The sequence below is a fragment of the Levilactobacillus yonginensis genome (assembly GCF_964065165.1).
Lineage (GTDB): Bacteria > Bacillota > Bacilli > Lactobacillales > Lactobacillaceae > Levilactobacillus > Levilactobacillus yonginensis_A.
In genome coordinates this window covers 2,199,212-2,215,088 of the sequence record NZ_OZ061549.1, presented here as the reverse complement: position 1 = coordinate 2,215,088, position 15,877 = coordinate 2,199,212, and the positions used below count along the sequence as shown (strand labels likewise).

The window sequence follows — 15,877 nt, the reverse complement described above, 5'->3', positions numbered from 1 at the left end:
ACTAACGAAATCCAGTAGAGATTTTGCTGACAAAAAAGGAGCTAGCATAAACCCCAGCTCCTTAGCACAGGTCATTTCCAAGTCTACCGCGCACTATGATCCGCATCCTGCCGCAGCTTCCGCAACCCCTGCTCGTCCACCTGTAACCGCAGAATTCCAGTGTCTAGATCGACGACTGCGTGAATGTCCACCGTGCCAATCCCAACGGCCGTGGCCTCCCGCTTTAAGCGCAACGTCGACCGATCCGCCACCACTTCATATTCTTTTTCCAAGTAAGTCTCCTCCTGACTTGAACGCGCCATAAGTCTAGCACGCCGGTCAGTCGGTTTTAACTGAAACGTCTTACAAATAAATTTATAGGCTGACCTTTTAACTTACCCGGTTGACAGTTTTAAAAAATATCCCTAAGGATGTTTGACACCACCCTTGGGGATACTTCATCTTCTAATCTAAAGATTGAAAGCACTGAACCACCCACCATGCTTCATACAGCGAGGATCGGGTATTGAGGCTTAGTCAGACATAGTGGGAAATTATCACCTGACCGTTCCGCCAATACTATTGAATAGATCCTGTCGTCCAGACATTTAAGCTAGCTTAGTTTTCAAGAACCCATTTAACCGGAACCTCTGACAGCCGCAGGTGGCTGGGTGAGACTAATTTCAAGTCTATAACACCTGACAATTCTTGATTTGATCACGGTTTTTGAACTTTCAACCTTTAGTTCTAATTCTGTTGGTAAATCTGTTTGAGCGTCTTTAAGTCTGCTGGTGATAACCGCATCTTACCTTGGTCGATTGGATACATCACTGAACTGGTAGCACTACTGTGATCCAATCCGAGGGCGTGGCCCAATTCATGAATGGCCACGGATCGACGGGCCGACCGATTATAGGTCAAGTTTAAACTGGCCGTCGCCGCGTTCACCGTCTTCACACCCGTTAAACTGATTCGTTGCGTAATTTTGGGCCCACCGTGTCCCAACTCAATAGTTCCCTGCTCATTGGCGATCTTCTTGTGATACCCACCAAAGGTGATTTGATTGGCGCCCCTGGGGGCCGTTCCGGCAATTAGCTTCACGACTCCCGTGGCATTGTAGGTAGCAACAGCCTGTTGGAAGACTGCCCGCCCCCGCGCGGATAAATCATCGCTGAAACGATAGTAGTAAGTCGGACTTAACGTGACGCCTTGAACGATTGACTCCACCGGCGTGCCGTTGGTACCGGTCGATTCAGCCGACTGACTACTTGAACGCCGCCAAATGTAACCACTAGCGGTCGTCTTGGCGTCACCAGAAGAACGCCTTGCCGACTGACTATTTTTCCCAGTGAATGAATTCGTGGCTAAGTAACTAGCCACTTTTGCTGTTAGAACGTCACTGTAAACTTTCGCTTGCGTGGAGAGCGCCGTAACCGCTGCTGGCTGGGTCTTGACCCACCAGCCCGCGCCGACCAGCATGAGGAGCACGACTAGTCGTCTTAATATTTTCAACCGTAAATCTTCCTCTCTCAACCATGTGATGAACCGGTCCGGTTTAACCGATTGTTTGAATTCTAGCCTAAAACGTGCAGGAACACCATTATTTATGCGGGCCACTAAGCGTTTACCAAGGAAGGCCACCAGCTAAAAAGGCGTCCCATCAACGTTTGCTGATAGGACGCCACTGTTCGTTAAATTAGTCTAAAGCCACTTAGCAATTAGTCAATCACTCACAACGTCCCGTTGACGATGCTGTCGCAAAACCAAGAGTCTAAACACCAGTAACATGCCAATACACAACACGAGCATGTAACTCGGCAGCATTTGAATCGTTCCATTGTGTAAGTAGCTCATCCCATAAGTCAGTACGCTGACGAACAAGTAGTAACCTAGACTGAACCAACCACTGGCACTGCCCATGACCCGTTCATACCCAATCAGGGCGCGGTTCAAAGCATTAGGTAGCGTCACGTTCAGCCCTAAGAAAACCAGAAAGATCAAGCCAATCATCAACCGGGGCCGCTGCCAATTTGCCGCAACCACCAAGCCGCTTCCGGCCAGGACGCTAAAGACCAGTCCAGCGAACGCGACCCGTTCCGGTGACCAAAAGTTGAGCAACCAATTGACCAACACCGCTCCCAGCAGGCTGGCACTAGCTAAAATCACCCCCAGCCAGCCATAATGCACGGCTGAATAGCCAAAGTGGGCCATAAAGATAAAGGGTGCTTCCGCGTAATAGCTGAACAAAATGCCATTAATACCACCAATTAAGAGGCCGTAACCCCACACCACGGGATCCGTCAGCAACCGGCACACAACCGGCCACTGTTTGATCTGACTCACAGAACTAGTGACTGACTGTGTCTCTGGCAGGCAACCAACCGCGTACATACCAACGGCTACGGCTAATGTGACTAACGTGGCAAAGACACTGCGATAGCCGAAGTAGGTCTGCATCACCCCGCCAATTAGCGGTCCCAATGCTGGTGCCAGTGCCATAGCGGCACTCGTTTGGGCAAAAATTTTAGCCCCGGTGATACCGCTGAAGCTCTCCCGCATAATGGTTTGCGTCACCACAGAACCAGCACTGGCCCCAAAGGCTTGAACCAGTCGCCAACCAATCAACGTGGCAAATGCGCCGCTAAAGTAGAGACCGAGGTTGCCGAATAAATAGATTGCAATCCCCGCCAGCATCGCTTGTCGGCGCCCCCATTTATCAGCCAGCTGGCCCCAAACGAGGACCCCAACGGCAAAGGCAATAAAGTAGGTGCTCATGGTCAGTTGGACCTGACTGGCACTCACGGCAAAGACCCGGCGAAGTTGTGGTAACACCGGTGTAAAAATCGACTCGATGATTTGAGGAAACCCAACGAGGACAATCATCAGCCCCAAAGACGGGACTGAACGGTGGACGTTTTTCATCATTTTTCTCCTTAGAATTTACTTTGAGGAAAAACGTCCTTGACCATTTGCGGGGACACACGCCATTAAAATTTCAAGATTCATGGGCCGTCACCCCTTTCTGTTTGATGTCTGATTTACGATACGGGAGTTTCGGGGGGATGTCAAGGTGTCCTCCTTGTCAGACAGTAAAAAAGTATCTTAGACTAATTTATGCCTGAGATACTTTCTTCGCGTTTATCTTCTTACCGTTTTGTTGTGCGGTAGTCCAATAGAGATTTTGCTAAAATGGCCCCCATATGTTGAACCAAAGATCACGTGAATTTTCACGTACTTACCCTTTGGTCTCAACGTAATGATATCCTTACCATGAATCCCTGGTTGCGTCACAATTACGGTTTTCTTTTTTGACTTTGACCGAATTTTCGCGAAATCCAATTCACTCGCATACCCAGCCTTCTTGAGTAATCTCTTTCCTTCTTTTAGAGAAATTGCTCGCCGTGACGCATAAACAACACCACTGGAATGTTGGTTAAAAGCTGCCGGAAATGAAAATGTTGCCATAATGGCAATCAGCACTAATACTAACTTCAATCCTTTTTTCATTGAACTTGATCCCCTTACCGATAGAATTAAATTAATTTTAGTAGTATCAATATTTTTCACAACGGGTAATTCACCTTTTATGTGGTAATAATCTAAAATATGCTTTCATATTAACAATACTATCGTTAATCTATTAATGTATTCTACTCACACAGAATCATGTAAATAACCGCTATAGCTCCCGGACAGTTGTCCTAATATCAATACCCAATGGTTGACTGGAAGGATATCAACTAAACCAATGATGATGTGTAAAATCTAATTCTCAAAATGAACGAAAGCAACAACATAAGAATCAGCATACCGCCTTGCAGGTACGGTCGACATGCTGATTATTTTTTCACTATTAAATTGCATTCAGCTTAGCATTTATCCTTGAAAAATCAGAGCAAGTCGGCAAACAACGTTTAGTTTCGACGTTTGCGGTCAAGTCCCCTGACCATGCCCAGTAATCCTAACGACAGACTGCCCAGCACCGCCAACCAACTCTGACTGTCATCACTCGTTTGCGGCAACTGCGTGGCTGAGCCAGTCGTTTGGTAGCCTGGTTGTAAGTCAGACACTAAGTTCTTGGCAGTAACCATTTGAGCCGCTGCTAAGTTAGCTGATTGACCGGCCGTGGAATGAGTTTCCCGCAAACCAACTGCCTTCGTTCCTTTTACTCCGCCTGTTGTTGCGGCAAGGGGCTTCTTGGGCGTGGTGCGCTTGATTGGTTTAGTAACCGGCGTCTTCGTTCCTGGTTGCTGACCAGTCTCCGTCTCACCAGCGGGCGTAGTTCCTGGCGTTTCGGCCGGCGTAGTTGTCCCCGTACCTGAACCGCTAGTGCTACCACCTGGTGTGGTCGTCCCCGTGCCAGTATCTGTTTTGGCAGTCACCGTGATGGTATTCGTGGCCGTCGTCACTTGGCCATTTTGATCCGTAAATGTGTACGTAACTTGGTAAGTTCCTGGCGTTTTCGTCACATCCGCAGCCAAAACTGGTTGCCCATCAGCTGTCGTAATTTTTGGCGTTACGGTGACCAGGCTACCATCTACGTCAGTAGCCGTAATCGGTGCTGGTGTCCAAGCATCCCCAACGGTCAACGCAGTAGTCGTATCAGCATAGTTTAAGTTTGACTGATTGGGCGCCACAGTTAACGTGTTGGTGGCACTGTGGTTAGTGCCCTTTTGATCGGTAAAGCTGTACGTCACCTTGTAGGTTCCTGCCGTCTTGGTCACATCCGTTGGTGCCACAACATTGCCTTGAGCATCCATGATGACTGGTGACACAACTACTGTCGTCCCGTCAACATCGGTGGCAGTTACCACAGCCGGCGCCCAGTTTCCTCCAACGTATAACTTGGTAGTCTGATCCGTGTAATTTAAATTAGCTTGATTAGCGGCCACAGTTACGGTCGCCATTTTGGCTAAGCTCACGTCATCCGCACTATCCGTGTAGGTATACGTCACCTGATAAGTCCCCGGTTCCGTCGTGCTAAGACTCTCAACCGGCGTAGTCGTGCCATCACTTCGAACTTGAGCGTACGTCACCGCCAGTTGTGACGCCGTCAGCGCAGTTCCATTTTCATCAGTGCCACTGACAAAACCGTCGGCTGGTTGCCAGGAATCACCTACAAATAGGTTGGCATCCTGCACAGTCAAAGTAATTGGCAGTGACTTCACCGTCAACGTTGTGGTGGCCTGACGCGCGACGTTATCGGCATCAGTAAAGTTGTACACCAACTTGTAGTTTCCAGCGGGTGCAGAATCTAGTGCACTGACACTATTCCCATCGGCATCCGTAATGGTCACGTTCAGCCGATCAGCTGGCACGGCAGACCCATCCGTATCCGTGGCGGAAATCAAATTGGTGGCCGGTGTCCAAGCCGTCCCAGCCAAAATTGATTTGGGGGCAACACTCAAACCAGCCGACGAACCCGTTGCGAGTTCATTAAGATAGACGGTATAAGTCGACCCTTGTACCGCCAGCGTGGTGCTATCGGCAACGCTAGGGGTGTAAGTCATGGTATCAGTTGCAGTCCCCGAACTCACAGCAATGGCATCAGAATATTTGCTAGTATCAAGTTTCAAAGGGGACGTCGCTAACGCTGACAGTGAAATCACATTTCCACGTTGATACGTCGACCCATCTTGGCCGACTGATGTGACACTGCCAAGCGCTTGACCAGTAGTCCCATCAACAATGTTATAGGTGTCGGTAACGTTCACGTGGACGTAGGTGAGTTGAGGTAAGGCAATGTTTCCTCGGTTACCACCGGGAATAACTAAACCAGCAATATTAGCGTCAGGGGCATCGATTCCCAAGCTAGCAGTGGTAATCGTTGGATAGCTCCCACTATTTTTAACGGTTGATACAGCTAAATTACCAGTCCCAGCGAAAAGGACGCCATCCGTGGCTAAGTCAGCGTAATTCTGTGCATTAATGTTATACGCAGCCGGCAGCGAAGTATCCTCTGCACTCCCCGTATGAAGCGTAAGTTGAAATTTTGGCATGCTCGTTTTATCTTGTCGAGAAATTTTAGCGCCATCATTTGGACGGAAATAATACACCTGCCGACCGTCATTCGTATTATTCAATCGGTACGCCGTTAATGATGAAAAATCAGTATAGTCCAGCTGAAAAACCGCATCCGTATTAATCATCTCTACAAAATCTGTCGCCGCAGATTGCGCATTTGCCAATGAGCTCGTGATACCGGTTGGTAGGATGATATAAAATCCCCACAGCTGACTGTTCAAGCCATACGCAGTGGTTGACATATTTGTGGGATTATACGGATACACCGTAACGGCCGCTGTTGCGTTATACAAGGCATACTTGCTTTTAGTGGTCACAAAAAAATTGGCATAGTTGTATTCACCGGTGCTCTCCTGCGTCGTGACAACGGGGGCAATATCTTTCCCCGTCGTAATGACATCGCCATCAATGGTCTCTGCCACGCTATCTAGACTGGCTAACATTGGTGTTACGGCCGTGTCTGGCACCACCGCGCCATCAGTAAAATTGCGTAACAACTGTTTTCTACTGAATGCTGGGGCGGCCACTTTCACCCCGTTAGGATCCGGAGCAACCGCAATTTTACCTGCGGCGCTGGGTGCTGCGCTTATTTTTTCGTTAGCATCACTATTATTATTTTGGCTAGTCGTACTTGCCGGAGCCGCAACAGATGTTGGGGCCGCTGCCGAGGAGGCCGGTTTGGTCGCAGTCGACTGAAGCGGCTCACCACTGGAAGCATTGGAGGTGGCAGGCGTCGCCCAACTAGTTGCCGTTGAACTGGCCGGCTTAGAACCTGTGACTGTTGCCGCAGTACTGCTAGGCGTTGATCCACTCGATTGTTTATTTTCAAGCGCTGTTTTCGCCACTGTTGCAGAGTGAGCCACTGGACCACTGACACTCTCAGCCCCCCCAGCTACCGAGGCCGCATGAGCCCTGGGTGCGCTGACAAACAAACCGCCCAGCAACGCCACCGTTGAGATACTCCCAACCAGCCAAAACTTGCCAGCCTTGTATAGCTTATAATGTTTCTTTTCTGGTTGACTGCCGTATTCTTGCCAAGCCCTTCTCGCCATCATAATCGATTCCCGCTTTCCTTCGCTCACTCACGCACCAGTCATCTACTGAATAAACAAAACAAATTCATAGTAAACTAGTTACAAATGGCAATTGTTTTCTATAATGAAATAGTAACATAAATTGACCAACAATCGTGATAAATTGCGGTAATATGAAAGTGCTTTAATAGCAGCTATTTCGGCGTTATAATGGGATTCAGCTTGAATAAGCCTTTTCAATTAGTTATAAACGGTTTTAAGATTTTGTTAAGCTAGAGACGTGTAAAATTCAGCACTCCCCACAAATAGTAACATCGCATTATCTTATGATCATACATAGATCATGGGGATTACCTTCATGTTTTATGCAAACAGAGCAGTTGATTTAAAACAGAGGTTCAAGATGACGAAACCCTCATGAACAAATTCTAAATATATACGACGAATAATTTCATTACAAAAGGGCCAACTTCCAGCGAAGTTGGCCCTTTAACTGTCTCTATTTCAACAAATATTTTGCGTCTAACTCATGATCAAATGAGGTCAAAATCTTAGGACCATCATCCGTCACGACCAGCGTATGTTCATACTGACAGCTCAAGCTGCCATCCAACGTCCGAATGGTCCAGCCATCATCGGCCGGATCACTACAGCCCCAATCGCCGACGTTGATCATTGGTTCAATCGTCAGTGTCATACCCGCCTTCAACCGCGTTCCGTGACCGGCTCGCCCGACGTGCGGAACATCCGGATCTTCGTGCATTGTCGGTCCAATACCATGGCCAATGTAGTCACGCACCACGCCGTAACCCATCTGGTTTTCAGCATATTCTTGGATGGCTGCGCCAATGTCACCAATGCGGTTGCCCACGACTGCCTGGTCAATTCCCAGGTAGAGGGACTTCAACGTCACATCCATCAGTTTCTGAACCTCTGGTGACGCTTGACCAGCCACGAAGGCGTGACAAGCATCACTCAGGTAACCGTCATAGTCGATGACCGTGTCCATCTTGATCAAGTCACCCTCTTTGATCAAAATATCTTTGCTGGGACAGCCGTGACAAATCATGTCGTTCACGCTGACACAGGTCGAGTACTTGTAACCTTCAAAGTTTAATTCACCGGGTGTGGCACCGTGGTCAATGATGTATTGATAAGAAAAGTGGTCAATATCCCAAGTTGTAATCCCAGGTTGAATGTAAGTTTCCAACTCGTGAAACAGCCCAACTAAGATGTCGCCCGCCGCCTGCATACCGGCAATTTCTCGTGCTGATTTTAATGCTATCATGTTTCCTCCTGAAATAACTGAATGTCGTTAGTCTTTGCTTTATTTAGTATACCCTTTATTGTGAGAAAACAAATAGACGACCCCGGTAAAAATCCGGCGTCGTCTATTGCTTTAGCTTGTCGTTTGCTTCATCGTTACGGGTTACTTAATAAAGGCTTGACTGGCGGTGATGTACCCACCAGTGACGTGATAACGCAGAACACCCTTATTGGAGTAATCCCAGCCAGTAACCTTCAAGCTCGTGGCTTGCGCAACGTGGCGCAATTTATGCTTCAAGTTCACATCCCGGTAAAGGTTGAGACCTTGTTTCGTGGTCACGCGCTTCATTTGGTGATGCTTCCCAGCTTGGACCTGTTGTTTGTTAGCGGTAATGAATTGACCATTTGTCAGTTGGAAACGCACGTTGGCTTTCTGCGTCACGATGCGTTTCACCTTCAGAATCTGGCCTTGACGGTACGCGTGCTTGACCTTACCTGTCAATTTAGCATTGCCGTAAGCTTTCAGCCCCTTGGCACTGATCACCGTCAGAACCTTGGGTGCCTTTTGGTACTCAGCATTCTGAACGAACTTAGCACTCGCCGTGATGTAACCACTCTTGCCGTATGTCTTTGAATGACGGTTAATATCCCGCACGTGGTACCGGACGTGACCACCCTTGGTCGTCGCACCCAATACCTTGAACTCAGGTTGGCGCATCTGTGATTGTTTCTTAAACGTTGCTAACCGGTTTGCCTTGGAGAAGGTTGGCTTACGGTACAACGCTAAGCCCTTGATGGCAACGACCTTACTTGGATGCTTAGTCGTTTCAACTTGGTCACCAGCACCTTCAGAGATGACGGGACTTTCCGTCTTCAAATCAGTTTGGGCCTTGGCCAAAGCCGTCAACACGGTTGTAACATCCGTAGCGGTCGCTTTCGCATCGGCCAAGACCTTTTCCGCTTGAGTCAGTGCCGTCTTGAAGGCTGTTTGACTATCAGCCGTGTAACCCTTCAAGTCAATTGCCTTAGCTGCAGTTAACTTTTGCTTCAACGCTGCTTTATCGACTTTATCATCGGTTTGATGACTGGCGCCAGCGTTGCCACTACTAATGTGTGTGATCCGTGTCAGTTTCGACTGAGCCTGGGCCAAATCAGTCAGCGCACCTTCAATTTCAGCAACCGTCGTCTTTTCAGCTGCCAGCACTCTCTCAGCCTTAGCCAGAGCGGCTACGAACAGCTTTTGACTGTCAGCCGTGTAATCCTTCAAGTTGACTGCCTGAGCTACCGTGACCTTTTGCTTCAGCTGCGACTTATCCAGCTTAAGTGCTGCCTGGGCCTTGGCGAGGTTAGCAATCGCATTGTCGATAGCCTTACCTGTTGCCTTAGAATCTGCCAGCACTGCTTGGGCCGCATCCAGCGCTTGCTTGAAGGCGGCTTGACTATCGGCCGTATAGCTCTTCAAATCAACCTGCTTGGCTGAATCAATTGCCGCCTTAAGGTTGGCAGTATCAAACGTCAACCCTGTCTGTGCCTGGTCTAATGCTACCCTAGTTGCTGAAATTTCATTGACCGTAGCATCATCCTTAGCCAAGACCTGCTTAGCATCTGCCAGAGCTTGTTTAAAGGCGGCTCGACTGTCAGCTGTGTATTTATCTAAGGCAACTGCTTCAGCTACCTTAACCAGCTTCTCAAGCTCTGTTTTGTCTGGAACCAGCGCAGATTGTTTCTTGATCAAATCAGCCAGTACGTCCTCAATATCGTCAACGGACGCCTTCGCATCAGCCAAGGTCTTTTCAGCTGTAGCAAGTGCTGCTTTGAAAGGTGCCTGACTGTCAGCGGTATAGCCCTTCAGATCAACGTGCTTGGCGATTTTTACCATATTGCCAAGTTCCAGTTTATCTGGTAGCAAGGCGTCTTGAGCCGCAACCAGTTTGGCAGTGACTGCGTCAATCTCGTTGACCGTGGCATCCGCCTTACCTAAGACCTGCTTAGCTTCATCTAGGGCTTGCTTGAAGACTGCTTGCGAATCGGCCGTGTACTTCTTTAACCCGACTGTCTCAGCCGCCTTAACCTTCTTTGCCAGCGGTGCCTTGTCTGGAACCAATGCAGCCTGCGTTTTTGCTAAACCATCAAGTGCGCTGTCAATGTCTTCAACCGTCGCTTTGCCATCCTTCAAAACCTTATCTGCGGTAGCCAAAGCTGCCTTGAAAGGTTCCTGACTATCCGTTGTGTACTTCTTCAAGTCAATGGCTTGGCCATCAGTCAGCTTTTGCTTCAACGTGGACTTGTCCAATTCAAGGGCTGCTTGTGCTTGAGTCAATCGTGAATTGGCCTTGGCAACCTCTTCAGCGGTAACCTTCTTGTCTTCGGAAATGGTCTTTGCTTCGCTTAATGCTTGCGTGAAACGGTCACGACTCTCAGGTGTGTACCGCTTTAGGTCCAGCTTCTCAGCCGCGACAATCGTCGCATTCAGCTGGGTCTTATCCGCTACCAAGTTGTCCTTGGCATTATCCACGTCAGTAATCATTGAATCGATGGTTGCCAGAGTAAATGCATCATTATTCAGCATCAGTTCTGCGGTCGTCAAGGCATGTTGGAAGGCTTCCTTATTCTCAGCCGTGTACTTTGACAGGTCAATTTTCTTGGCTTCAGCCAACTTACGGCCCAGGGCTACCTTAGCCGCAGCTAGGTTCCAGTTGTGGGCCCTCAGTTCAGCCTGATCAACGACCTTGCCATCCACGTCCTTCGTGACCAACTTCATCTTCTGACCATCAACTTGAACTGTCAGGTAAACCTTCTGATTCTTATCCTCTTGCTTCTGGATGTAGTCCCAAGCTTCTGGCTCATTTGGCAAGATGTCATACGTCTTGTCCCCGGTATGACCGGCAGCTACGTAGGTTGTCCCCTTCGCTTTGTCTTCCTTACCAGCAACTAACGGCTTCGTTCGCCCATAGGAGTGATCATGGCCACTGAAGACCACGTCAATGCCTAGCTCATCACATACCGGTGGCAGCATGTTGTGGAACATTGAGGACTGTGAATCGGCTGGGTTCTTATTGTACGGTGGTTGGTGGGTCGCAACGACCTTCCAGGTCTTATTAGACGCCTGCATATCCTTACGCAACCACTCCAATTCTTGTTTCATTTCTTCAACGTTGTCGGTCCACCCCAGAGAAGCGATGTGCACGTTGCCATAGTCGACTGAGTAAGTCCCCTTCTTGTTGACCGGCGCTCCGTTATGGCCCGGCGTTCCAAGCATGGCAGTGGCCTTACTCCCGTCATCCCCCATGTACTCGTGGTTACCAAGCACGTGGATCATGTCCAAGGAATCGTAAACCTTGTGCTTATTAAACATTTCAGACGTGACGTCGGCCTCGTTAAAGATGGCTTGGTCATCGTTAAAGTCACCTACGTGAAGGGCAAAGTCAGGTCGGTTTTCATCCTTTTCCAAGCGATCCACAATTTTGTCAAAATCAGCTAATTGCGAGGCTGAGTTGACCTGAGTATCCCCGAACACGTTGAAGCTCAACTTGTCGGTATCCGTCAACGTCTTGAAGTGTCGGATGTCTGACCACTTGTCACCATTTCCCACGCGATAAGCATACTCGGTTCCCGGCTTCAATTCCTTAGCCGTCACACTGTTGACCCGGATGGCTTTACCGTCACTCACGTAGGTAAACGTCTTCTGCTCACCCTGGTAATCCTTGAACGCCTTCTCGTGGTCCACCTTGTACGCTTCGTCAGTGGCCACTTGCATGATAGCGTCCTTAGTATCCGTTACCGGATTGGTAAACCAGGTGATAGTCTTTTGCGTTGCTGGATCTTGCGTGGATCCGGCTAGCAGGTTAGACGGCGTGTCAGTCTTAGCTGGCGTGAATACTTGGACCAGTGTCTTAAAGCTGCGTTGCATCCCTTTGGTGGCAACTAAATTAAACTTACCAGCGTTAGCCGACAGCTTATCACTCGTCAACGTTCCCTTGTCATCAGTCTTACCGATAACTTCGGCTGGTTCACCAGGCTTGGCCATGGCTAATTCCACACCCGTAACCGGGTTATCTTGACCATCCACAACGGTCACACTGCCGGCCTTACCGACGATCAACTGACCAACCTTCAGCTGATAATCAGACTGAATCTTGGCTTTGTTGGGTCGGGAAGAAACGGTGTTGATCATGTCAGCATTGTTGCTAGTATCATTGAACGTCACACTGCCACTCGTCAACTGATATGTCAGTGAGGTACCATTTTCCGTTTCGGCTGGTGTTTCAACGGTCACCTGAGCCAGAACGTCTTTACCCGCGGAACTACCCTGCGTGTCCTTGATATGCAGCTTTAGTTCACCAGTCTTAGCATCGTAATCGTAGGTGTTGTCCTTAGAATCGTTTGCAAACTTCACGCCCTTGACTGGGAAACCCTTGCCCAACTGAATAGTAAAGTCACCATTCTTGATGTTGGTTAAATCATCGGCCGTCAACTCAAACGTCGCGTTACCACCCAATTGCGCCGTATCGCCCTTAATTTTTCCTAAGGAAATGCCCGTCTTGTTGCCGGACTTCATTTCAAAGTAGGTGTCCTTGTCAGTCCGGTTCCCAAACTTATCGTAGACGACGACCTTTACGTGGTGAATGCCATCACTGTATTGGTAGCCACGTAACGTCATCGTCCCATCGGGATCAAACGTGTACTTGGTACTATCCGTGGTCCGGTCGACACCATCAATGTAGATTTTGTTCTTTTTCCAATCGATACCAGACATGTTCGAATCATCCTGGTCATCGTGGACCTTCGCAGTGATAGTAATCCCTTGCTTCGTGAAGGTCTTATCCGCCACGGAAATATCATCCACAATTGGGCTCTTTAAGTCATCAACGTTGGCCCCATAAACGGCGCGGATGTTATCCACGAAGATACTACCCTTCGTCATCGGCGCACCATCAGGTTTACCAGCCTTAAGCGCCATCACCCGAACGACTTGCTTAGGGAATGTCTTAAATGGTCCCTGATAGCTCGTTGGAATTGGCGCTTCAACGTACTTCCAGCCCAGCCAGTTGATGCCCGTTTTAGAGTCGGTAAAGTTTAATGGTTTGGCTGTGCCCTTGGCATCGTAAATTTGGCTTCGTAACCACAAGCCTTGTGATTCTGGTGTGCCGTAAACCCACATCCCTAGAGCAGTTGGTGCGCCAGGGATTTCCTTGGCATCCCCAGGACCAGCGTAAGCCCCCAGGGTCGTCCCCTCTTGTCCGTGCGTCAGGTCAAACTTAACCTCTAAGGCGTGATCGCCGAAACGAACTTGACCCTTACCAGGTTCGGCTAATCCTAATTCATTGGCTTCACCTCGACCTGAACCACTGACCTTCCAGTCACCGAGTCCTTTTTCAAAATCATACAGCACCGTTGGCAACTGACCAATCTCAACGTCAACAGATTGTGAGATCTCAGTCCCCGCAACGGTAGCCTTTACCGTTCCCTTAGCGTGTTTACCAGCCGTGTGTAAGTTACCTTGGGCATCGATGGTTCCCAATTCCTTAGGGAAATCCCACGTAATATCACCATCTGATAAGTTCACGTCGCGACCCTTATACCGGACCTTCATTCCCAGCGATTCGGTGACGTCCGTCTTCATGCTCAATTTCTTATTTAAAAACTCAACTGAATCCGGCTTGGCAATGGTAATCGTGGCACTTCCTACGACCTTGTCACCCACAGTCAAGTTCGCCGTGACGTCACCTAGCTTGCCCTTAGGTTTGAAGACACCGGTCTTTGCATCAAGATCACCCAAACTAGAATCGGCTAACGTCCACGTCGCACTATCTGGTAAAGCAGCGTCGTAACCTGCCTTGTCGACCCCTTTGGCTGTAAAGTTGACCGTCGCGTTGGGCGTATAGACCGTATCCTTAGGCGTGACCTGGGCCCGATCAAACGTGTGATCAGACTTTTCCGTCGTGGTAATCAGCCAACTGTTGGCCACCTTTCGTTCTTCACCGTCAGAAGGCTTGTTTTTCAAGCTCAAGCCCGTGTCCCCCGGTGTCCGTGACAGATACGTCGCCGAACCCCCACCATCGAGGTTCAAGGCATCGACGGCCCCTTGGTCCTTCATGGTTTGTGACAATTCACCCAGTGTCATCCCGTTAGAATACGGCGATTGCTTACCATCGATCGTCACAAAGAAAACGGACTTGTCCGCCCGAATCCCAACAGCTGAACGCGCCGCAAACTCACCACCGACCTGCGTGCCAGGATTCAAAGCTTTGCCATCCTTGACCAACATAATCAGACCACCGAGGGCTTGTTTTAAGTCACCCTTCTTAGCCTGATAGTCGGCTTGACTCCCAATCAACGGTTCGCCAGCTTTAGTTACCCCAAAGAAGGATTCACCACTATCTGGCTTTGTGGCATGGATTTCCACGCCGTCCTTAACCACGTTGCCTAACGGTTCTCCGGTCCCCATGTTAAAGAAGTCTGAGTTCAAACCGGCTACAACTTGATGGCCACTCTTAATGGCCGCGTTGGCTTCATCCCGCACCGTTTGCAGGCCAAAGTCTTTCCCATCATCCGGCGTACCAGCATACAAGCCCGCCGTTTTTTCCTTGAGATCCACGGACACGGTATGCATCACAGTCCGGTCACCCTTGGTGTTCTTGTAGGTCACCTTTTCCTCACTGATTCCGGCGGCCAACTGATTCTTGGTCTCCTCAATCGTGTTGGCCTTAACGTTAACTGGTTGGCCATCCTTGGTCTGTTTAGTGGCCACCTTAGCCGATAAAATCTGGTGAGTCAGCGTATTAGCCTGCGCCACTGGGGTCATCAGCGGTGTCAGGACCAGGGCAGTTGCGAGCGTTGCCCGTAATTGTCTTCTTCGTTTAGTCACTGTATCTTTAATCCTCTCTGGTTGTCAGGCATCAAGCGGCAATGTTTCTGTTTTTACAACTTTTTCTTGCTGGTGGAGCGCTTGAAAAGAAGTCTACCTGATTTTCAGTCAGAAATGGGAGACCTTACGAAGTCTGTACAAGTTGTCTACAGAACCTTTACATGTTTATAAAAGCGACAATATCGCACCGCTTTCTGTATGGGCATTCATAATTACTCATATACTACGGTGGCTGACCTAGTGGAAACAATAGTCGCAGCAATTAACTATCAGTTATCTAACTGAAACACCCACTATGACTGATACAACCAGGATTGGGTGTTCAGATTTAGTCAGACATAGTAGGAAATTGCCGCCTTACCGTTCGCCAAATTTGGACCAGAACGCGGTGGGAAGGACAGGACATCTTGCCCCTCGCTTGAAGCCGCAAAGCACGTCTTCAAGTCGCCATTTTCAAGAAACCCACTTAAAAATCCCACGGCTGAGTACAAATTTGACTCACTCGCGGCTACCTACTGGAGCGATAATAATATTGAGTAAGTGCTGTCATTCAGGAACTTAAGCTAGCCGATTTTTCCAAGAACCCGTTTAACCGGAGGCGGTCAGAGATGGAGCCAGCTGTGTCGACGGTGTTAGCCGATTTTTGGCTTACAGCATGGGACGTGTTTGGAGACTGGCGGTTTTTCCAGGCTTCAAGCCGAGTCGA

At 49.0% G+C, this 15,877-nt stretch carries 7 protein-coding genes; all 7 read right to left on the bottom strand.

What is annotated here, in order from left to right; translation table 11 throughout:
* Nucleotides 1-83 precede the first annotated feature (83 nt).
* Nucleotides 84-272: a hypothetical protein gene (locus AB3Y94_RS10240; RefSeq protein WP_367296130.1), complete on the bottom strand. Its 189-nt coding sequence runs from the start codon at nucleotides 270-272 to the stop codon at nucleotides 84-86.
* Nucleotides 273-726: 454 nt separating this feature from the next.
* The gene (locus tag AB3Y94_RS10235) at nucleotides 727-1,491 is read right to left on the bottom strand and encodes a matrixin family metalloprotease (protein WP_367296129.1); all 765 of its coding nucleotides are present in this window, start codon (nucleotides 1,489-1,491) and stop codon (nucleotides 727-729) included.
* Between the two features lie 210 nt (nucleotides 1,492-1,701).
* Nucleotides 1,702-2,901: a multidrug effflux MFS transporter gene (locus tag AB3Y94_RS10230; protein WP_367296512.1), complete on the bottom strand. Its 1,200-nt coding sequence runs from the start codon at nucleotides 2,899-2,901 to the stop codon at nucleotides 1,702-1,704.
* A gap of 216 nt (nucleotides 2,902-3,117) precedes the next feature.
* The gene (locus AB3Y94_RS10225) at nucleotides 3,118-3,486 is read right to left on the bottom strand and encodes a hypothetical protein (RefSeq protein ID WP_367296128.1); all 369 of its coding nucleotides are present in this window, start codon (nucleotides 3,484-3,486) and stop codon (nucleotides 3,118-3,120) included.
* Between the two features lie 407 nt (nucleotides 3,487-3,893).
* The gene (locus AB3Y94_RS10220; protein WP_367296127.1) at nucleotides 3,894-7,058 is read right to left on the bottom strand and encodes a bacterial Ig-like domain-containing protein; all 3,165 of its coding nucleotides are present in this window, start codon (nucleotides 7,056-7,058) and stop codon (nucleotides 3,894-3,896) included.
* A 478-nt stretch (nucleotides 7,059-7,536) separates the two neighbouring features.
* Entirely contained in the window at nucleotides 7,537-8,325 is a 789-nt protein-coding gene (gene map, locus AB3Y94_RS10215) for a type I methionyl aminopeptidase (protein WP_367296126.1), read from the bottom strand.
* 141 nt (nucleotides 8,326-8,466) lie between these two features.
* Entirely contained in the window at nucleotides 8,467-15,171 is a 6,705-nt protein-coding gene (locus AB3Y94_RS10210; protein WP_367296125.1) for a phosphodiester glycosidase family protein, read from the bottom strand.
* Nucleotides 15,172-15,877 lie beyond the last annotated feature (706 nt).

Coding starts and splice junctions, on each gene's coding strand:
- map (WP_367296126.1), bottom strand. CDS start 8,325: ATGATAGCATTAAAATCAGCACGAGAAATTGCCGGTATGCAGGCGGCG.
- AB3Y94_RS10225 (WP_367296128.1), bottom strand. CDS start 3,486: ATGAAAAAAGGATTGAAGTTAGTATTAGTGCTGATTGCCATTATGGCA.
- AB3Y94_RS10220 (WP_367296127.1), bottom strand. CDS start 7,058: ATGATGGCGAGAAGGGCTTGGCAAGAATACGGCAGTCAACCAGAAAAG.
- AB3Y94_RS10230 (WP_367296512.1), bottom strand. CDS start 2,901: ATGAAAAACGTCCACCGTTCAGTCCCGTCTTTGGGGCTGATGATTGTC.